Below are 21,795 nucleotides of genomic sequence, written 5' to 3'. Positions count from 1 at the left end.
ATATTAAATATTAAAACACTAATTATTAGAGCAAAATTAACATTTAAAACATGCAAAAATGCCATTATTAGTTACTTTTTGAACGTTTTTTAATTATTTTTAACAAAAAATATTCTTTTGTGATTAAATTAATTACCTGATAGGCAAAATATATAAGAAAATAGTAACCCATATATATATATATATCGGACAATTAAAATGAAGAGGAAAAAGATATGAACTTTCTAAAAACAAAAAAATCTAAAATTATTTTTTCAACATTGTTATCAGTAACAGGAGCAACAGTCGGAGTTTCATCAGCGACTTATTTTATTAATTCGGATTCAAGAAATAACTATAGAGGTAATACTACTTCTAATCTTAAACCCAATATTATTAATAAAGAAAATTTAGACACTGAAAAATCATTTCCATCAAACTCTGATGAAAATTTAAAAGAGCTTGACATCAATAAGCTTAAACCAAAGCCAACTCCACAACCTATTCCTAATCCTCAATTGACTCCTAAAGAAAACCCTAAGTCTGAAACTGAAAAGGAACCGCTTCCAATTCCTACTCCTCCTAAACCAGATACGAATCCTAATTTAGAGGAAAACGAAGAATTGATTTATATTAACGGTGTTTGAGTTAAAGCAAAAGTTGAAAAACCTAGACCTCGTGAATATACAGATTATGATAAGAAAAATCAACTTTCTAATCCTAACCCATATACTGCTTACACTACAGGGGAAGTAAAGAGTATTGAAGTTACAGAAGAACTAAGAAACAAAACAATTGAAAAATTACAAAATGAAGGATTAAATGGTCTTGTTTCACAAGAATTTTTTGAACTCTTTGAAAAGGATGAAGATTACAATAACATTGAACAATACTTTAAAAATAATAATCAACAAGTTTGACAAAAATTGCTTGATAGATATTATAGAATTTTGCAATTATCACCTGATAAAATCTTGAAATTTATTAAAGAAAGCAAAAAAGAAGAATTCAAAAATCTTTCTGGATTAAATGGTGGCAATCCTAAATGAAAAAATGAAACTCACCGTAAATATTGAATTATTAAAAACTTTGATACTTCTAAATTTAATAAATTAGGAGGCCCAGCTGAGGAATATCTAAAAAAAGGTTTAACACCCGATCCTTATAATCTTTGAGTTGATGAAAATGGTAATATCAATTCATATAGTTATTCACCACCAGATGAACATAATCAAGTAAAAGGAAAAATTTCTCGCGATAATCAAAACCGTCGTGTTTTTGGTTTCAAATATGAATATCCAAGAAGTCCAAGAGATACCGAAGAGGGAAACTATCCTGGTTGAAAAAAGAAAGATGTTACTGGCGAATTTCATAAATATGGTATTGAATCAGGAGATGGATTCAAAGTTACTGAATTAACACGTGAAAAAGAAGAAGCTGGTAAATTGAATAAGGGTTACGTAATAGATATTGATGCCTACAATCCAAAAGGTTACCAAAAAGTTAGAGAAATAATTAAGAAATTAAAAGAAGCTAATGTTGAAATAACAGGCTATAGAATTCATAATATGGGTAAAGGTAACGCAAATCAATCATTTAGAGATATTTTGCGTGAATTGCCTGAAAATCTACCGTTATTAGAACTATTTTTTGACGCTTCATCAACAAATACTTCTAGTTTAATCGAGTTAGAAAACAAGAAAATTAAAGAATTATCACTATATACATTAGGAAATTCATTACTAGAAGAATGATCAATTAATCCAAATGCTTTAAAAAATGTTGAATGAGTTAACACAAATGATCATAACGTAAGTTTTGACTACAAACAAGGTAGTGAAATAGCAACAAGAATTTCATTTAACTCGCTTGCATTTGACCCTGTTGATTTCAATAATAATGCATCATCATGAGCAGATAAAGTTTTAAGAATTAATAATGGGCTAAGACGTGCTTATTGAGCAAGAAATAACGAAACTATTTTTCAAGGCCAACACGGTTCTGGCCTAAAACCTGATCATAATGAACAAGGAAATAGTTATCCTCAAGGCTTAGACTTAAGTCGTGTTCCCGAATTGAGATCACTAAGAGGATTAATTTTTAGAGATACACAAAAATCATCAAATTATACTCAACGTAAATTGAGACGTTTAAAACTATATAGCCGCGGTACAGCATTTGAAACTACCGCTTTAGATTTAGACGAAGCTGGTTTTGCAGAAAATTTAGTAATCGGTGAACCGGTTCCACCAAAAACCAAAATTTTATTTTCAGATTCGCAAACTTCAAAAGTTAGAATTTCAGGAACAAAAAAACTTTCAAGTAGCGGACTAAACAACTTATCAATACTATTTCAATATGGTGAGGTTTTAAGATCTATAGAAGTAGACGAAAATGCGCATGAATTACGTGAACAATTAAAAAGTGCAGGATTCAAAGTTGAAACTAAAACTGACGGAGATTTTGTTTAATAACTCAAATTAAGGAGAAAATATGAAAAAATCAAAAATTTTATTGCTATCTATTAGCACAATATCATCATTAGCTGTTCCACTTTTTGCAGCTTCTTGTGGCGATTCGAAGAAACAAAAAACTCCAGATGAACCAAATAAAAAAAATGAAGACAAAAAGAATAATAATAGTGATTTAGACAAAAATATTGAATTTTCTGACTATAACGATCTCGATGCAGAATTTAAAAACGTTGTTGATAATGCAAAATTAGGCGAAACATTTAATTTTACATTAAGAAATTTCCCTGGTAAAACTTATAAAGATTTATTGCCTTCACAAATCGGAAACAATTTAGATCAAATAGAATTAAAAATTAGTGATAAATTAAAAGATAAGTTTGAATTGAAAGTAAATAACATTAAATATCCTAACGATAATTGAGGCGAAGCAAACAAAACAGGAAAATTTCAATTTTCTGTTTCGTTTTTACAAAAATCAACTAAAAAAGCCTACCAAAAATTAGTATCAGTTGAGGGATTTAAATCAAATGCTATGGGATTAGATGAAAACGGAAGAATTCCATCATTACCAAGTGACAGTTTAAAACCTGAACAATCTGAAACCCAAACTTATTTAAAAGCAACTCAAGAAAAAAGATTTGAACTAGATAATGAAAAATATATGAATATTTTGAAACGTCAACCGCAAAATCAAGGTAAAAGTTGAAATAAAGTAAGAGATAATACTAATGCAAACGCTTCTGACATTAGCAAATATAACGAAAAAGCCAAAAAACTTAATTTAGATACATATGAAAACTCAGCATACAAGGGTTTTGCATTGCCTAGTTATAAATCAGACGGTACTGTTGATGGTTTAAATTTATTAGAAGGCGAAACTGGAAAAGGAACTTCGTGAGTTGATGCCCTTGGTAGAGATGAATTTAAAATGGATGGTTTAGCAAGAACCCTCCCTAATGAACATTATCGTCGTTCTGCATTACAAACTTTTTCATTGCATGTAACAAGTAAAGATCCTGAAGATAGTAGTAAATTACTTACTTCTTCTGGAACAATTTGATTAATGGACTTTGCAAAAGAAAATAACGGTTATCCAACAAAATGATATTTTGGAACTAATACTCACGTTGCAGATTTACTATCAAAAGATGTGACAGGTTTTAGCTTAACTAAAATGTTTGAATCAGCAAAAACTAAAACAACATTTAGACTAACTAATTTAGATGCTAATTTTGGTCAAATTATATTCAAATCAACTGATGGCAACGCGCCATATGATAATGGTATTAGAACAATATTTACTGGCAAAGATTATTTAAAAGAAGATCCTTCGAAATACTTAAGCGAAAAACAAAAAACAAAATATAAAGATACAAAAGAATTTATTGATTTCGCAGTCATTGAAATAGATTTTAGCAAGTTAAAAGTTGATTCAATAATAGCAAATATATTGGCAACAAATCCAGATATGACAAGTAAGTATAAAGATAAATCAGGTTCTGAAGTAGCAGAATGAATAACAAATCGTTATGCTAATATACAATCTGATCAAATTAAATTTAGACCTAATTCTTATTTATCAAATGAACAATATAAAAAGATAGATTTCCCACTTTTTGTGGATAGCAGCAATAAAGAATGATGAAAAGAACTTGATGAATTATTTATTACTGGATATCCAAGTTCAATTAATGATTGATTTTTAAGACAATACATAGATGACGATCAAATTGCCTGAAAAAGACTTGGTTTTTCATTGTGAACAAACTCAGATTATAGATTTTATGATCAATTAAAAAACAATGATTCTGGTATTGAAACTTATGATAAGAATAAAACCGAAAGAGGTAACTTCTTATCATATAACATCGGTTATAGAACATTCACTAATAAACCCGGTATTTCGGATGCATTAATTAGTGCACATAGAGCAGGCCCAAACTTATATTCGGATAGAGAAAAAAAAGAATATATTAATGTGGGGCTTGAATATATAATTAGACATTATGCACCAGCTGGTGGTGCTTCCGGTTCAAGTGTTAGAAACCAACACAACGAATTAGTTGGGGTATATCATGTTTCAAACACTTCAGCTCATACCGGTTTAGCGGCAGCATTTAGATCCGAAGGATTTAATTACGAAGAACTTTTTGGCTCATATAATCTACCACAATATGATTTAATATATGGTGGTGGAAGAGACCAACAAAATTCATATCGTGATGCTATGAAAAAATTATTTAATGGTAACGGAGTTACAACAGCTCTTTTCCCAAATGGTTTTGACGAAGATAAAATTCCTGAACAATTTAAATTCAAAAATAGCTAAAAGTAAATAACCACGCGAACGTGGTTTTTATTAATTTTATAGTTTTAAAAAGAAAGGAATATATGAAAGATAGTTTTACAGTATCGCAAAAAATATATGACGATTATCAAAATAATGTTGTTGTAATAAAAAATAATAACATTATTAGAGCACTTAAAATTACTTTATTCAGCGTTTTTGTTGTATCACTCACAGTATTATTATTTTTTTCAGAGCGCACAATTTTTGCTGCTGGAAAAAATCGAATAATCCCATCTTTAGTTCATTTTTTTAATTTTCAAAGTTATTCATCACAACAATTGAATACGGTAATTTTATTCAGATTTAATGTTTTAGGATTTGTATTTTTGTATTCAATATACAAAAACTTTATTAATATAAGTTTTAATAAGATATATATTAAAAAATATATTGTATGATTCTTTGCCTATTTGGCACTTACAATTACTAGTGTTTTAATGATGTTTTTATATTTTGTAAAATATCCAAATAAATTACTTAATTTACTATTTTTATTAGCAGTAACATTTTTGATTAATTTAGGATATTCAATTCAAACGTTTTTACTAAAAAGAAAAAGCGAACCATTAGTATATAAAAATCGAGTAATTTTAATAATTACTATGACATCACAAGGAATATTGCTACTGACCATTTGTGCATTAGCTATATTATGAGTAAAAAGCGCAAAATATTCAAATTTCTTATTTGAATATAACAAATTTTGGAATTTGGTTTCACAACTATTTTCAGTAAGAAAATTCACAAATCTTTTAATAATTATTTTTGCTGCAATTTTTGCCGGATTATTAATTTTTGGAATTAATTACGAAAGAATTAATATTTTGATAAATAAAGATAATGCTAAGATCTATTTGAAAAATTATATCGTTCTTACATTTTCATTAATTTTAATTGCGTTATTTTGATTTATTAGAACACTATTTTATAAAGTTTCAAATGGAAACTATTTAGGTGTTAAATCTGATAAACAATATTTATATTTACTTTTAATACCTATGGCAATATTGATTGCAATTGGATATTTTGTATTAATATTTTCAAAGAAAATTAAAACCAGGGGAATTTTAAAACAAAATATTTATTTAACGGTTACGCAAAGCTTACTTTGACTTGCATTAGCATTTTGTTCAATTAACGCTAATGATAATACTGTTATTATGATTAATTTAATGGCAATAACATTAATTTCAATTATTATATTTGCATTTTATAACCTTAAAAATAAAAATAATACAATCTTAAGTTATATCTATATGTGAATTAAACTTGCAACAATTGCAACAGTTATATTGGTTTTTGCTGCTAATAGATTATTAATTTCACAAAAAAACTATTTATTTTACACAATTAACTCAGCAATCAACATTCACAATATTATGCTACTATTATCATTTACAATCTCGATAACATTTCTAGCTATTAATTTAATTAAGACAATATACGTTATTTTAAAAATTAAAAACGTTAGTCTTTTAGAAAAGGTTAATAAAAATACTATCATAGGAGAAAAATATGAAGAAAACTAAAAATCCAGTTGAAGTAAAAACATTTGATTTTTATAAAGAATTTGAAAAAATCAAAACAGAACCTAATTTTATTTCTTTTGATAAATTTATGGCGACAGTTTTGTTAAAAGCAGATACAAATTTTGAGTCATCAATTTATAAAAAATTTAATTCTGCTTTTGAAGAAGCCTTTCTAAATAAATATGAAATGAAATTCGAAAAGTTTGTAATCACGTTCAACATTAATCTAAAATTTAGCGAAAAAACACTTGTTCCTATGCTTTCTAAGATGGATACAAGTAATACTCAAACGCTAAATTTTACAACTGCTAAAGAACCTGAATATAATACATTTTTAAAAGCCTTAAACGAAGTATTTGCAACCTTATTAGCTCAAAACTTTATTATTGAATTGCTACCAGATTTAATTATTTTTAATTCAGAACATATTAATTCAACAAAACTATTTTTTGGTGAAAAATGAGCTTTGGAATTAAATAGAGAAAGCCAAAAAGATGCAAATTAAGAAAGTTGAAAAAAAATTAAATAATCTAAAAAATATTTCTTTAAAGGTAAATAACGAAAAAAATATTTATTTGATCAATATTATGAAATTAAATCAAAAACTTTCTTATTTTATAAGAAATTGTGCTAAAGATAAAGATTTAATTTTATTAATTCAAAAGAAATTCGCAATCAAAAACCCTTTGATTGGAAAAATTAAAACTAAATTTTCAAAATCATTTGAAAAATTAACTAATTTTGTTTTAGCAAAACGCAATTTGTGAATTTATTTAACCGAAGAACAAAAATATGAAACTGACTCATATTCACGTTATGAGGAAAAAATTCTTGAAATGGCTAAAAAACATTCGACTGATTTTATTACTATCGGTAAGCGTGCTGAGCAATTTTGTAAAACAAATCAATTAAATATTATTCAAAATTTCGATATTGAATCACCTAATTTATCTTCTAATATCGCTTCAATAGTAAAAATTTTGTATTGATATAATGATTATGAAAATGTGTATTTTGTAATTAACTCAAATAAAAATTACAATATGCCATTCCAAATTTTGCCAATTACGCAATTTAATATTAATAAAATAATGGGTGAAGATAGAGAACAAGCTAGTGGGGTAAATTTAAACATTGAAAAAATGAAAATTTATCCTAATGTTTCAGATTATATTAAAACTGAAATTGATATTTTTTTAGAAAATGCAATTAGCGCTTTGATTGTTGAATCGTCATTCTATAAAGCAAAGATAGGTCTTGTAACAACAAACAAAATCATCAAAGAACTTGACGAAGAAGTTAATGCACTAAACAAAAAAATTGTTAAATTTAGACGTGAAAGAGAAATTGAAGATATTGTTTTGATTACTAAAAACAATAAAAACTTTTCTATGTAAGGAAATAAAATGGCTAAAGATAATTTAGAAATAAATATTAATTTTAATAAAGATAGTTCTTTAAATATCATTTCTGGTTCGCTTTTTGCATACTTTCCTGAAACTGGTTGAGAAAAACTTGCCAATGATTCACTATACAATTTCCATCACGGCGTGATCAAAGCGATTGATTTAATTGTTAAAAAAGAATTTTATTTAATTTTAAAAAATGCAACGGTAGAAATTATTAATAATATTGTTTCAATAAACTCATTTACTGACAAGATTATTTATAAAAAGGTCGTTAAAAAAGTTGATTTAAAAAAGGAAATTAAATTAATAAACGAAAAAATTCAAAATCTTGAATTGCTTAAAAATATTGGTATGCAAATGCCACAATACTTAGAACTTGAAAATCTTAAGTTGGAATATGAACAATTGCAATTCATTCAAAATTTAAATTTAGAAAGAGAGGAACAATATGAATAAAAAATTATTTTCTTTATTGGCAATGCCACTTGCTTTTACGCCTGTTATTGCTACGGTTTCGGTAACAAAGCATATTCGTGAAGAAGCAAATCCCAAAAAAGAGAAAAAAGAAAAAAAATTAGATCCCAATTTTTCTAAATTTGATGAAAATGCAACAGAAAAAGTTAAAGCAATGATTGAGTCTCTTGTGAAAAATGCAGAAAAAATAGCAAAAACATTACACGATTCAGCACGTGAAGCCGAAACTCAAGATTTTAAAGAAAAATTACGCAAAATCATTTATCTAAAAGAATTAGTTAAATATTTTAAAAATAACGCCGATGCAATTAAAAGTAATCCCTTTGAATGAGGAATTGCAATTGTCTTTCCTTACGTTATTTCTAAAAATGAGAAATTAATCAATAGCGAAATCGAATTTGGAGGAAAAGTATACAAACAAATTCGCGTTGGTTCAAAAGAATATACTAATTATAAACAACCTATTACTAGTGAAGGCAATGATTTTACGTTATCGGAAGCTAAAAAGAAAATCATTCAAGAGAGTAAAGGTAAAGTAACTCAAGATCCTAAAGGCGAAGAAGTAAATGGATTTAGCGAAGAAGATTTTAATAAACAATTAAAAAAATACGCCAAAAATTTATCTGACGAAACCAAGAAAATTATTTTTGATGAAGGCGATATCCCTAAATTCGAATTAAAATACGAAGATCTAGATAATATTACTTGAGGAAATCCTGAAGGCGCTGCTAGCTGAAGTGAATATATCTTCAAAAAAATATATAGTCGTTTTATTGATTTTGATTTACGTCAAAACCAAGAATCAAAAGATGAAGAAGAGCAAAAAGAACAACAAGAATCGCCCTCAAACCCACCTTCTACTCCAGAATTAGTACCTGGTCAGCCTATTAAACCTGAAAAAAAATCTGATCAATTTGAATATATGACTTCACTTCCAAGCTTAACTCCATATATTGCACCACAATTTGCTTCAAAAAATCTTAACGAATTCAAAACCTTGTTTGACAGCGCATCAGGTGATGAAAAATTAAAAATGTTTTTCTTTAATAATCCGATAAACACTCGTTATGAATATAAAGTTGTGAGTTTTGATGTTTCCGATGGAAAATTTATCAATGTTAAATCGTATATTAGTGATCGTTTGTCAACTAATTTATCACGTAGTTATACTCTTGAAAAAGTCGATTATAAAAACGAATTTGCTAAAAATACATTGCTAAAAAATTCAATTGATGCAGTTTATGGAACATTTCAACGAATAGTTACTGCCTTAGGAATTGATGATAAATTAGATTATTCAAAACTAGGAAATAGTAACCTACATGATGCTTTATTTAATATGGTTAAAATCGCAAACGAAAGAATTTTGCTAGACGATAAACCTAACGGTCCAAAAAATAGTTTTAAGAGTTTGCAAAATCAAGTTTCAAATCACTATCTAAATAAAATAAGTTCTGGATCTAAAAACGAAAGTGTTTTATATCGTCACAGACAAGCGACAACTATGAATTTCTTAAGCGAACTTTCATCAGCTAGTGTTGATACGAAATCAAAATTTTGAACCATTTTAGCAGATAAATTCCAAGTTGTTTACTATCAATTTGAAGCAGTTATTAATGCTAATATCGAAATGATTCAAAAAAATCATGCTTTAATAAGGAAAACCCCTGCCGTTTTAAATCAATTATTTAAAACGATAGAAAAAGATATTTTTAGATTTAAATCATTAGCAAATCAAACACCAATAAATAGAAGAAAATGATTTGATGAATATGTTTATTTAGTAGCAAAAATTTCTAAAGCAATGCGAATAATGTCGCCTCTTTTAACGCCAAATGAAATTAAAGATTTTGACACTAAATTAAAAGAAGAATTCTTAAAAAATTACAATTCAGCAAATGAATTTGTTAATAAAGAAATTAATTCAAAAAATCAAATTAAAAAAGTGTTCTCATACATAATATTAACTTTTGGAATTTTGGTTGCTTTAGCGGCAACTATTGTGCTAATTGTCAAGAGAAAAAATTTGAAAAACAAGCAAATATTGCTATTACTAATTATTATTTATCTATGTAGCTTAGCGCTAATACTAAGTGGAATCGGCATGTTATTTATAATGCCAAAAGGAATATAAAATGGAAAAAACTAATAACCCTATAATTACATCCGTTTTTGACTATATTGTTAAAGTCGAAGGCAAAAACGATTATCGTCAAAAGCAAATTTACTCATTAAAATCAAACAAAGATGTCAAACTTTTTTTAATTAGTGCTACTGAAAATGAAGCCTTTCTTTTAGCTAGTGCAACATCATCAGAATTAGCAATAAATGAAGAAATAGTTCCCGCAAAAGATCAACAATTAATTTTTACAAACGAAGAACACTTTGGAAAAATTATTGATATTTATGGTAATGCATTTTATCCAGTTTCAAAATCAATTAAAAAATCTGCTGATGATAAGGAACATCCTGCATTTGGCTTAGCACATAATTTAATGACAGTACAAACCTTAAATGAACAGTTATATACCGGAATTACCGTAATTGACTTATTAATTCCAATCGGAAAAGGTCAACGTGAATTAATAATCGGTGATAGGCAAACCGGTAAAACCCACATTGCAATTAATGCTATTATTAATGCAGCCAAAAGTGGTGTAAAATGTGTTTATGTTGCAATCGGCCAAAAACGTGAAAATATTACTAGTTTATACAACACATTAAAAGAATTTGATGTATTAAATAACACTATAATTGTTGACGCCCCGGCAACTAGTGTTTATGAGCAATATTTAGCACCTTATGTAGGCATGGCACACGCTGAAAATATTTCTGAAACTGATGATGTTTTAATTATTTTTGACGACTTAACAAAACATGCAAACATTTTCCGTGAAATTGCTTTATTAACAGATAAACCTGTTGGTAAAGAAGCCATGCCCGGAGATATGTTCTTTGCTCACTCTTCATTACTTGAACGTGCTGGTTCATTTATTGGCAAAAAAACAATTACAGCATTACCAATTTTACAAACAATCGATGGAGATATTACTTCACTTATCTCATCAAATATTATTTCAATTACCGACGGACAAATTGTGACAAGCTCTGATTTATTTTCAGCTGGTAAACTACCTGCTATTAATGTTGATTTATCGGTTTCAAGAACAGGTTCTAGTGTCCAAACTAGAGCAGTAACTAAATCTGCTGGCGAAATCGGTAAGATTTTTAGAGCATACAAGCGTCATTTAAAACTTTCAATGCTTGATTATGAATTAAATAAAGAAACATCGATTTTGTTATACAAAGGTAAAATGATTGATAAATTGTTTACACAAAGAGGATTTTCAATTTATTCACACGAATTTACAATATTTATGACAAAAATAATCTCATGAGGTATTTTTAGAAATGTTGCCGATGAGAAAAAAGCTCTTGCATTTTTAGATGCTTTAATTGAATTAAATACTGATGCAAAAAGAATTTTTGAAGCTATTAAAAATAATGAAAAATATGATGACAAAATTTCAAAAAACTTTTTCATTTATGCACTAAAACAATATTCTGATTACAAGAAACTAAATTGAAAAATTGAATGTGAGCATGGATTTGTACCATTTCCAGAATCGCTACTTGAAGCAATTTCAAAAAGAATAGGAGATAAATAATGAACGGAGTTGTTAAAAAAATCTGATCTGATATTGTTGAAATAAAATTTAGCAAAACTTCACTTCCAAAAATTAATACGCTTCTAACACTACACGGCGGAAAAACCTTTGTGTTAGTTAAAAGAATTATTGATGAAGTAACCGTTCGTGCAATTATTGTATATAGTTCAAAAGATATTTCTATTAATGAAGAAGTTACTAACACTAAAAAAAGTTTTTTAGTTCCTGTTGGTCAATTATCAAAAAATAATATTTATAACTTTTGGGGAAATCCATTAATCGAAACCGGAATCAAACCTAAATATGTTGAAATGAATTCAACATTAGCCTCAACAAGATTTTTAGATTCTAAAATTGAAATTGTTGAAACAGGTATCAAAGCAATTGACTTCTTTATGCCAATTATTAAAGGATACAAATTAGGAATATTTGGTGGCGCCGGTGTTGGTAAAACTGTTTTAATGAAAGAAATTATTTTCAATGTCAATAAAAAACAACAATCAACTTCAAATATTTTTATTGGTTCAGGCGAAAGATCGCGTGAGGCTATTGAATTATATGATGAATTAAAATCATCTAATTTGATGGAGAATTCATCGATGTATATTTCAAAAATGAATGAATCTCCTGGCGCTAGAACTTCAATTGTGCCAATTGGACTTACAGCTGCTGAATATTTACGTGATGTTGATAAAGAAGATGTTTTATTATTTATTGATAACATTTACCGTTTTGTTCAAGCCGAAAACGAAGTTAGTGCTTCGCTTGGTAAAAAACCATCAGTTGGTGGATATCAATCTACACTTGAAAGTGATGTTGCTAATATTGAAGATAGAATGTTTAAAAACGAAAATGGTTCAATTACTTCCTTTCAAACAATCTTTTTACCAATGGATGATTTAAGTGATCCATCAGCAGTTGCTGTCTTTAACCATTTAGATGGTAATTTGGTTTTATCAAGAGAGCAAACTTCAAAAAATATTTTCCCTGCTTTTGACCCACTAGCAAGTTCATCTAACTCGGTTAATGAAAAAATTATCGGTAAACGCCATTACGATGCTATTGTAGAAACTAAAAAAATTCTTAAAGCATATAAAGATTTAGAGGATGTTATTTTGATTTTAGGGTTTGACGAACTTGATAAGGAAAATAAAATCATTGTTAAAAAAGCTTTGCAACTTGAAAACTTCTTTACACAAAACTTCTTTATGACTGAACACTTTACTAAATCACCTGGTACATACGTGCCTTTAAATGATACTGTTGAAAGTGTTATTAGAATTTTAGAAGGTAAATATATTAATCAAAGCCCAGAGATTTTCTCATATGTAGGTTCTAATTTAAATATTCCTACCGACGATGATTTAAAAGCTAAAGTAAAATAATTAAAAAAATAGACTTGAAATAAGCCTATTTTTTTATTAAATTGTGGAACTATTTTTTTTAGTTTCTCATGGATTTTTTTGATTAATATGATCAATAAATAATTTTCCCTGTAGATGATCGTATTCATGCTGCATTACAATAGCTGGATAACCCGAGACATCATAAACTTTTTCTCGTTTTTCATAATATGAATAAGCTTTCATAATTACTCTTGAGTAGCGGTAAATGTAACCTTCTTGATTAGGATCATTTTCATTTACACTTAAACACCCTTCACCTTCAGAAATAGCGATCAAATGATCAGAATGCCCAATCATTACAGGATTTATAAGAGCGTCTTTAAAAATAAAGTTATCGCGTTCGTCTTTGATCATAATATAAAAGACATTTTTTAATATTCCATATTGTACGGCTGCAACGCCAACAGCAGGTCTAAATTTAGTGTGTTTTTCTTGGCTGTCATCGACATGATAAATCATTTTTTGAATTAATAAATCATCTTCATTTGTTAAAGGCCAGGGTATATCTTTTGATTTTTCTCTTAATACAGGTTCGGGTAATTGAACCAATTTAACATCTTCAAATTTAAACATATATGTATTATATATGTTAAAAATTATTATATTAAAAATATAAACTATAAAATATTAATTTGTACTTTTGAGATTTTTTTAATATCATTTGTTTATTCCAGAGTATATTTTTCTTTCATTTGTCAAATATACATAGAATTTTTAGATTTAATATATTTTTAAAAATATGTATTACTTATTAATGTTGATTTTTAATATATAATATTGCTATATTAGTTATCACATACTAAAACAACGGAGAAATAAAACAAATGGACGTATCGCTCTTCACTAATTTTTCATTAACTTCATCAGCACAATTTTTTAATAAAAATTGACAGTATATACTTTATTCGATTTTATTGTTGGCACTATTAATTTGTTCAGCAATATTTTCAGCTACCGAAACAGCATATACAACATTAACTCGCGCAAAAATTGAAACACTTGTTGAAAAAAAGTGCGTGGCGCTAAAACAATTCTTAAACAACATAAATTTTTTAATAGAACGCTTGGCACAATTTTAATTGCAAATAATTTAGTTAATATTGCGGCTTCAACTTTATTGGTTTATATACTTTCACTTTCCTTACTCTCACCTGGAACTTCAACCATTATTTCCACAGCCGTTATGACACCTATCATAGTTTTATTTGCTGAAATTATTCCCAAATTAATTGCTAAGCTGCACCCCGAGCGAACAGTTAAAGCATTTTATTGATTTATTGAAACACTTTATTGGTTATTTTTTCCTATTACTTTCCCTATTTCAAAAATTGGTAAAAAAATATATATAACAAATACAGAAGAAGAAGTGAAAAATTTATTAAGTATCGCACAAAATGAAGGTGTTTTAGAAACAAATGAGTCCGCAATGGCGAAAAACGTTTTAGATTTGGATTCAACTAAAGTTTCACAACATTATATTAAATTAAAAAATGTTGATTACATTTCTTCTAAGGCCACAATGAGTGAAGCGCTTAATTTATTTAAAGAAACAAATTATTCTAGAATACCAGTTGAGAAAGATGGCAACTTAATTGGTATTTTGCTTCTAAAAGATGTTTTCTTTTTAACTCGTGGCAATATAATGAATTATGTTAAAAAAGTTCCAAATATATCGGCTAATTCAATTCTTTCAGTGGCGCTTGAAAAGCTTAGAAAAGCACGAGCTCAAATGGCTTTTGTAACAGAAAACAATAATAGCGACAATGTAATTGGAATAATCACTATCGAAGATATATTAGAAGAAGTTGTCGGCGAAATATATGATGAATTTGATGATGATGAGCAAATTTATGAAATAAGTTTAGAACGTTCAGAGGCTAAGGGGACCGTCTTAATGAAGACGCTTTGAAAGCAATTGGAACTTGATGATTTTTTAGAATATGAATTAGATGATGCTAATAAAAATCTAACTTTATCAGAATGACTGCAAAATCAAATTGGTCATCCATTACGTAAAAATAGTAAATTTACCTTAGATGATAAAATTGATTTTAAGGTTTTGGAAAAAAAATCAAAAGAAAAGAAATACGATTATATTGAAATAAACTGAAGTTAATGCCCATTTGTGGCATTTTAATTTTAACTCTTTGAATATATTAATTAATTTCTGTTTAAAATAAGGGGTTCTGAATAAGTTAAATTAATATCTTAATTAAATTCGAAATTATATTATAATTTTAGCGTTAAAGATTTTAACAAGGGTGAGACTCCTTGACCTCATCAGGTCCAAATGTCCAGAAGGAGATGAAATAATGTCAAATTATGAAATTATGATTCTAGTAAACCCTAATTCTTCTGAAGAAGATTTTAAATCTTTTTTATTTAGTATTTTAAAAAACGAAAATACTAAACTAGAAAAATTAGAAAGAACTGAAATAGCATATCCTATTAAAAAATTATCACGTGCAAATTATTATTTAATTAATACAAAGGCCGAACCAACAGTAATTTCAGAATTAACAAGAAAACTAAATATTAACAAATCAATTTTAAGAAGTTTAGTTATTAATTTAGATTCTGAAAAAGGTCTAAAGCCTAAAAAAGTAAGAAAAGGCTCAAGAAAACTTCCTTTTGCAAACAAAGATGGCAAAAAACCATTTGTAAAACAAACAAAAGACCAAGGCGAAAAAGAATCAATTAAAAAAGAAGAAAAATAGTTTAAAAATTAAGGAGTGTTCAAATGAATAAAGTAATGATAGTGGGTAGGCTGGCTAGCGATCCTTATAAAGGTGAAACAGCTTCAAATGTTGAATATTCAAGATTTACTGTTGTAGTTAGAAGACAATACACCGGTACAAATAATGAACCTGTTTTAGATTTTATTCCTTGTGTCGCATGAAGACAAAGCGCTGAATTTGTAAATAAATTTTTAGAAAAAGGTTCTTTAGTGTCGATTGAAGGTAGTTTTCAATCTTCAAAAATTACTGCGTCTGACGGAAAAATAACAAATTCATATTCAATTAACGTTGATCACATTGAAACACTTGAAAGTCGCGAAGCAGCTGAAGCTCGCAAGAAAAATTCAAATACTAAAGAATTTAGCATTCCTATGAATTCTAATACTAGTCAAAACGTTACATCGGAATCAACTATAGATGATGATAACCTTTTTGACCAATTAACTTGATAAATTAAAGGAGTAAATTATGGCAAGAATTGTTCGTAAAAAACCTTTTATTCGTAAACGCCCATGTCAATTTTGTTTAAGCAAAGAACCAGTTACTTACGTTGATTATAAAAATGAAGAAATTTTATCTAAATTGGTTAATATGCAAGGAAAAATTCTTTCTTCTCGTATTACGGGAACTTGTGCAAAACACCAAAGGGCAGTTGCTCTAGCGATTAAACGTGCAAGATTTGTTGGTATATTACCATATGTTGGTTTAGTTAAACGTGAAAATAAAAAAGTAGAAGAAACTAAAAAATCAGAAGTTCATTCAGTAGCGCCAAAAGCTAATGAAGAAAACTAGAAATTTTAATTATTGATAGTCGCAGGATACGCGGCTATTTTTATATTTTTTTAGATATTAGAAATTAGACAATAAAAATATATAAAATTAATAATTATGGAAAATGAATTAATATTAAAAAAACGCTATCCAATATTACAAATAATTGCCAATTTTCTCACTTTCTGCTTTTTTGTTTTATTAGTGGTGGCAATTGCTTTATGAATCACTTCAATTAATAAATTTGCATCTACTCATTCGCTTTCAACTCAAGAAATAATTAAAAAATGAACATCAATACTTTCTTCAAGCGAATTAATACAATTAAAAAACGCTAATTTTTTACTTTTGGCCTCAAGCATTTTTTATGTAATATCACTTATTTTCGCAATTATTATAAATGCAATAATAACTTATGTCGCTTATAAAAATAATTGAAAAAACATTCTAATTTTTTCAGCTCTAGGAATTTTTGTGTTTCGCTTATCAGGCTTTATAGTCGGAATTATACTATTGAAGAAAATCTTTACAAATCGCTAAATTTTACTTTTATCCCTATTTAAATAGGGATTAATTTATAATATTAACAATATGAAATCTAATTTAGCTAATTTAGTTCGTCCAAGTAAAATTGATGAATTTGTTTGTGATGATAATTTAATGTTTTTGTTTAAAAATATTATTAAAAATGAAGATTTTCGTTCGTTTATATTCTATGGTCCGCCGGGCTGTGGGAAAACAACTATTTCAAGTATTCTGGCTAAAGAAATGAAAGTTAGTTTCGATTATTTTAACGCTGCAATAGGTAATAAAGAAGATTTATTAAGAAAACTACAATTAAATAAAATTATTGTGATTGATGAAATTCATCGCTTAAATAAAGATAAGCAAGATGTTTTACTTCCATATGTTGAAAATGATTTAATTACCATTTATGCAACTACAACTGAAAATCCATATTTTAAAATTAATCCAGCCTTAAGATCACGTTGCGCAATAATTGAAATAAAAAAACCAAATCCTGATGATCTATCAAATTATTTAGAAAAAATAAGTTTAAAAAATAATTTTTCTAACAAAATAAGTTTTGAAATATATAAATTTATTGCATTACAATCTAACGGAGATTTTCGAAGCGCAATAAACTGTCTTGAATTAGTTAATACTTTATCGCAAAATAAAGAAATGAGTTTGGATGAAATTAAAAAAATAATTCCTTCTATTCAATTTACCTCAGATAAAGATGGTGATAAACATTATGATTTTTTAAGTGCATTTCACAAATCCTTACGAGGATCAGATGTTAATGCCGCTTTATATTGAGGAGCATTAATAATTAAATCAGGCGATTTTGATGGCCTTTTTAGAAGAATGATTTGTGCAACCTATGAAGATGTCGGTATTGCTAATCCGAATTTAGGTTCACAAGTAATTTCTGCAATTAATGCATTTGAAAGATTGGGATTGCCAGAAGGTTATTTACCTCTATCCAACGCTATAATAAATATAGCTTTGAGTCCAAAATCAAACTCAGCGTATTTAGCAATTGAAAAAGTAAATGAATATATTAACGGTGGTAACATATTTGATGTTCCACTTCACTTGAAAGATGCTCATTATTCTTCTGCTAGTAAATTAGGCCGAGGTGTTGGCTATAAATACCCACATAATTATAAAAATCATTATATTAATCAACAATATTTACCAAACGAATTAATAAACGAAAAATTTTATATTCCTCAACAAAATGGTTATGAAGAAAAAATAAATCAGATTTTACAAAAAATGAAAGGAGAAAAATAAAATGACTTTCGATTTAGAAAATATCAAAACAATTGAAGATTTAAAATTAGCAAAAAGTCAATTTAATAAATCACAAGAATTGCTAGATTTAATGGCTTCACTTAAAAAAGCACCACATGACCAAAAACCAGAAATTGGCCGTAAAATTCAAGAACTAAAACAAGAGGCTGAATTATTTTTCGAAAAAGCCAAGGCAAAGATTGATGATTTAGAAATTCAAAAAAGAGTTAATAGCGAATATGAGGATTATGCTTTTCCTATTTGTCATGAAGCATGCATTCATCCTATCAATATAATTAGTGATCGTTTTAGACAATGGCTTAGTGCTAATGGTTATTTTGAATTGCAATACTCTGAAATAGAAAACGATGAGTATAATTTTGAGCGTCTAAATATTCCTAAATCACATCCAGCAAGGGATATGCAAGATTCACTTTATTTATCACCTAACGAATTACTAAGAACACATAATACAGGTATTTCAGCGCGCGCGCTAGAAAAATATTGTAATCAAGAATTTTCACAATTTGCAATTGGCAAGGTTTATCGAAATGACGAAGAAGATAAAACTCATACTCACCAATTTACGCAATTAGATTTAATAAGCGTTGGTAATCATTCATTTGCAACATTAATTTATACATTAAAAGAAATGCTATCTTATGTTTTAGAAACTGAAATTGAAATTCGCCTGCGCCCGTCATATTTTCCTTTTACTGAACCTAGCGTAGAAGTTGATATCTATTTTAACAACCGTTGAATAGAAGTACTTGGCGCTGGTATGATTCATGAAAATGTTTTAAAAGCAGCAGGATATACAAATGATATGAATGGTATAGCAGCAGGAATTGGTATTGAACGAATCGCAATGATAAAATATGGCATTAGCGACATTCGCGAATTTTATACAAATGATCAAAGATTTTTAAAACAATTTAAAAATTAGTAAAGGAGTTTTAAATGTTATTTTCATATAAAACATTATGTAAATATGCTAACTTAAAAAACGTAAGTATTGAAGAGGTTGTTAATGCAATTAATTCAATTGGGTTTGAAGTTGAAGAATATCATCGTTTTTTAGATGTTGAAGGTATAAAATTTTGCCATGTTTTAAAATGTTATAAAAATCCTAATGCTGATAGACTTACAGTCTGCGAATTAGAATATGCTAATGGACATAAAGCAACAATTCAAACTACTGCTACAAATATGAAAAATGATGATTATGTAATGTCATTTGTGCCGGGCTCACGTTTGGGAAAACAAATCTTTACTGCCAAAACAATGCAAGGCGTAATTTCAGAGGGAATGTTTATTGGCCTTTCTGATTTTGGCTTTGATCCTAATATTTTGCCTGAAGAATTAAAAGAAGGAATATTTAAAGTCGGCAAAATTGATTTAAATTTAGATCCTATTCAATACTTTGATTTTGACGATTATATTATTGATGTAACTATTTTATCTAATCGCTCTGATGCGGCTTGTTATTTAATTTTTGCAAAAGAATTGGCAGCCTATTTTAAAACTGATGTAGCAAAATTATCTAAACCAGTTGCTTCGTTAAAATCTTCAATCATGGTTACATCGCATGAAAATTCAAAAGTGTATACTTTATTTGAAGGCAAAGTGCATAATTTAAAAATTCCTACACAAAAGCAAATGCTTTTATGAAAACATGGATTTAAAACCTATAATAACGCTAAGGATCTTGCGAATTTAACTTTAATATTCACTGGCGTTCCATGTCAAGTGTATTCCAAAAATTCGCTAAAAGGTTTAGATTTTTCGATTGTTAAAAAATCTGGTGAATATGAGCTTTCTGCTGGACAGAATGTTTTACTTGATGATAATTTAGTAATCAAAGCCGGTAGCAGTGTGGTTTCACTAGCGGCAATTGATACAATAAAAAATTTTGAAACAAAAGAAAACGATAATAGTGTAATTTTTGAACTTGCTTCTTTTGATTTAAAAGAAATTCGCAAGTCAATTAAACAAATAAAATTTGAAAATCAAAATTCAAACCGTGCTTCACGTGAAATATCAAATGGTTCAATAATTCTTGCATATAAATTTATATGCCAACACTTAAGTGAATATTCTAAGCTAATTAATGAGCCCAAAATTGCCAAAAAAAGTATTCTTGTTGATACACGTACAATAACAAAATTTGCTGGATTTAGTATTATCAAAACTAAAAAATATTTAGAAGCGTTAGAAAAATTGACAATTTTAGACTTTAAATTCAAAAGTGATTATTCGGCTGTATCTTTCCCAAGTTATCGCTATGATTTAAATAACATTCAAGATTTTATTGAAGAAATTTTTAGGTTTTATGGATACGATAATTTTCCATCAAAATCCCCTAAATTAACTCGTCTATTGATCAATGATAATGTAGAAAGCAAATACAATTCATTACTTTTTGCAAAAGATTATTTAAATACTAGAACATATACTTTAATAAACCCAAAAGCAAATATATTTAATCCCTTTAAATTTACAAAGAAATATGTTGCAGAAGCTTCTAAAAATTATGAACATTCGCAAATTCGTTATTCGTTTATTTCGAGTTTAAAAGATGTTATGGTTCATAATATTAAACAAGGTATTAATAAGGGATCATATTTTGAAATTGGCATGATATGCGATAAAATGAATGTTTTAGGGATTTGTTCTAATAAAAAGACCTTCAATGAAATAAAATTAGATATTCTTTCATTAACAAATTTAGATTTAGAATTTAGAAATTCTAATCAAGAAATTTTTAATCATAATGTTGCAACTGAAATATATTTAAACGAAAAATTAGTTGGTTATATTGCTAAATTACATCCTTCACTTGACGAAACAAACTCAATTTTTTGCGAGATTTTTTTAGATGAAATTCAAAGCAGGCCAATTTTATTTAAAGATTACAAACATGCACCTTTAAAAAATCGTGATATTACGATTAATTTAAAAGAAAAGGAAAGTGTCGATTCGTTTATTAAAAAATTAAGTTTATATAAAGGCATCATTAATATTAAAATAATCGATATATATAAAAAATCAGATGGTAGCAAGAATATCACAATTTCATTATTATTGGAAGAATGAGCAACAAAAAAAATTGATGCAGATTTTAATAAATAACATTTATTTAAATTACAAATTGAAGAAATTCAGTTTGTTTTTATTAATTATTTTCACCAATT

17 protein-coding genes and 1 pseudogene are annotated in these 21,795 nt (G+C 27.5%); 16 read left to right on the top strand and 2 right to left on the bottom strand.

What is annotated here, in order from left to right:
* The first annotated feature begins 215 nt into the window (after positions 1 to 215).
* The 9 genes from FJM08_RS07870 to FJM08_RS01870 all read left to right on the top strand — a co-directional run bounded on the left by FJM08_RS07870 (position 216) and on the right by FJM08_RS01870 (position 13,268).
* Positions 216 to 2,450, top strand: coding sequence for a putative immunoglobulin-blocking virulence protein (locus FJM08_RS07870; protein ID WP_140031525.1), 2,235 nt, complete (start codon positions 216 to 218; stop codon positions 2,448 to 2,450).
* 22 nt (positions 2,451 to 2,472) lie between these two features.
* On the top strand, positions 2,473 to 4,782 hold the full coding sequence (gene mip / locus FJM08_RS07865) for an Ig-specific serine endopeptidase MIP (RefSeq protein ID WP_140031524.1): 2,310 nt from the start codon (positions 2,473 to 2,475) through the stop codon (positions 4,780 to 4,782).
* A gap of 62 nt (positions 4,783 to 4,844) precedes the next feature.
* Positions 4,845 to 6,332: an MSC_0624 family F1-like ATPase-associated membrane protein gene (locus FJM08_RS07860; RefSeq protein WP_140031523.1), complete on the top strand. Its 1,488-nt coding sequence runs from the start codon at positions 4,845 to 4,847 to the stop codon at positions 6,330 to 6,332.
* Positions 6,319 to 6,837, top strand: coding sequence for an MSC_0623 family F1-like ATPase-associated protein (locus tag FJM08_RS01895; RefSeq protein ID WP_140031522.1), 519 nt, complete (start codon positions 6,319 to 6,321; stop codon positions 6,835 to 6,837). The genes FJM08_RS07860 and FJM08_RS01895 overlap by 14 nt, the downstream gene beginning before the upstream one ends.
* Positions 6,827 to 7,729 carry an MSC_0622 family F1-like ATPase gamma subunit gene (locus FJM08_RS07855; RefSeq protein WP_140031521.1) on the top strand — a complete coding sequence of 301 codons (903 nt, stop codon included), beginning with the start codon at positions 6,827 to 6,829 and terminating at the stop codon, positions 7,727 to 7,729. The genes FJM08_RS01895 and FJM08_RS07855 overlap by 11 nt, the downstream gene beginning before the upstream one ends.
* A 9-nt stretch (positions 7,730 to 7,738) precedes the next feature.
* Entirely contained in the window at positions 7,739 to 8,197 is a 459-nt protein-coding gene (locus FJM08_RS01885; protein ID WP_140031520.1) for an MSC_0621 family F1-like ATPase epsilon subunit, read from the top strand.
* Complete coding sequence (locus FJM08_RS07850) at positions 8,190 to 10,349, top strand: MSC_0620 family F1-like ATPase-associated subunit (RefSeq protein ID WP_140031519.1); 2,160 nt, start codon at positions 8,190 to 8,192, stop codon at positions 10,347 to 10,349. Before FJM08_RS01885 ends, FJM08_RS07850 begins: the two co-directional genes overlap by 8 nt.
* Before the next feature lies 1 nt (position 10,350).
* Positions 10,351 to 11,883 (top strand): MSC_0619 family F1-like ATPase alpha subunit, encoded by a 1,533-nt coding sequence (locus FJM08_RS01875; RefSeq protein ID WP_140031518.1) that lies wholly within the window; start codon positions 10,351 to 10,353, stop codon positions 11,881 to 11,883.
* Positions 11,883 to 13,268: an MSC_0618 family F1-like ATPase beta subunit gene (locus FJM08_RS01870; RefSeq protein WP_140031517.1), complete on the top strand. Its 1,386-nt coding sequence runs from the start codon at positions 11,883 to 11,885 to the stop codon at positions 13,266 to 13,268. Before FJM08_RS01875 ends, FJM08_RS01870 begins: the two co-directional genes overlap by 1 nt.
* A 36-nt stretch (positions 13,269 to 13,304) precedes the next feature.
* On the opposite strand, the gene def is transcribed toward FJM08_RS01870, so the two are convergent.
* On the bottom strand, positions 13,305 to 13,862 hold the full coding sequence (gene def, locus FJM08_RS01865; protein ID WP_140031516.1) for a peptide deformylase: 558 nt from the start codon (positions 13,860 to 13,862) through the stop codon (positions 13,305 to 13,307).
* Positions 13,863 to 14,113: 251 nt separating this feature from the next.
* On the opposite strand from def, the pseudogene FJM08_RS07840 reads away from it, so the two are divergent.
* The 4 genes and pseudogenes from FJM08_RS07840 to rpsR all read left to right on the top strand — a co-directional run bounded on the left by FJM08_RS07840 (position 14,114) and on the right by rpsR (position 16,819).
* Positions 14,114 to 15,405, top strand: a pseudogene (locus tag FJM08_RS07840) (hemolysin family protein).
* Positions 15,406 to 15,601: 196 nt separating this feature from the next.
* Entirely contained in the window at positions 15,602 to 16,006 is a 405-nt protein-coding gene (gene rpsF, locus FJM08_RS01855) for a 30S ribosomal protein S6 (RefSeq protein WP_140031515.1), read from the top strand.
* Between the two features lie 23 nt (positions 16,007 to 16,029).
* Positions 16,030 to 16,479, top strand: coding sequence for a single-stranded DNA-binding protein (locus tag FJM08_RS01850; RefSeq protein ID WP_140031514.1), 450 nt, complete (start codon positions 16,030 to 16,032; stop codon positions 16,477 to 16,479).
* A 16-nt stretch (positions 16,480 to 16,495) separates the two neighbouring features.
* Entirely contained in the window at positions 16,496 to 16,819 is a 324-nt protein-coding gene (gene rpsR, locus FJM08_RS01845) for a 30S ribosomal protein S18 (RefSeq protein ID WP_140031513.1), read from the top strand.
* 125 nt (positions 16,820 to 16,944) lie between these two features.
* Here rpsR and FJM08_RS07835 read toward each other — a convergent pair whose 3' ends face one another.
* Positions 16,945 to 17,160, bottom strand: a complete 216-nt coding sequence (locus FJM08_RS07835; RefSeq protein WP_140031512.1) for a hypothetical protein — start codon at positions 17,158 to 17,160, stop codon at positions 16,945 to 16,947.
* Positions 17,161 to 17,389: 229 nt separating this feature from the next.
* Here FJM08_RS07835 and FJM08_RS07830 point away from each other — a divergent pair, with 229 nt between their 5' ends.
* The 3 genes from FJM08_RS07830 to FJM08_RS07825 are packed head-to-tail and all read left to right on the top strand — an operon-like array spanning position 17,390 to position 21,733.
* The gene (locus tag FJM08_RS07830) at positions 17,390 to 18,601 is read left to right on the top strand and encodes a replication-associated recombination protein A (protein WP_140031511.1); all 1,212 of its coding nucleotides are present in this window, start codon (positions 17,390 to 17,392) and stop codon (positions 18,599 to 18,601) included.
* Between the two features lies 1 nt (position 18,602).
* Positions 18,603 to 19,547: a phenylalanine--tRNA ligase subunit alpha gene (gene pheS, locus FJM08_RS01830; RefSeq protein WP_140031510.1), complete on the top strand. Its 945-nt coding sequence runs from the start codon at positions 18,603 to 18,605 to the stop codon at positions 19,545 to 19,547.
* A gap of 14 nt (positions 19,548 to 19,561) precedes the next feature.
* Positions 19,562 to 21,733, top strand: coding sequence for a phenylalanine--tRNA ligase subunit beta (locus tag FJM08_RS07825; protein WP_140031509.1), 2,172 nt, complete (start codon positions 19,562 to 19,564; stop codon positions 21,731 to 21,733).
* Positions 21,734 to 21,795 lie beyond the last annotated feature (62 nt).

The organism is Metamycoplasma equirhinis (genome assembly GCF_006385185.1).
In the GTDB taxonomy this organism is placed as follows: Bacteria; Bacillota_I; Bacilli_A; order Mycoplasmatales; family Metamycoplasmataceae; genus Metamycoplasma; species Metamycoplasma equirhinis.
This window is presented reverse-complemented; position numbering and strand designations above follow the sequence as displayed.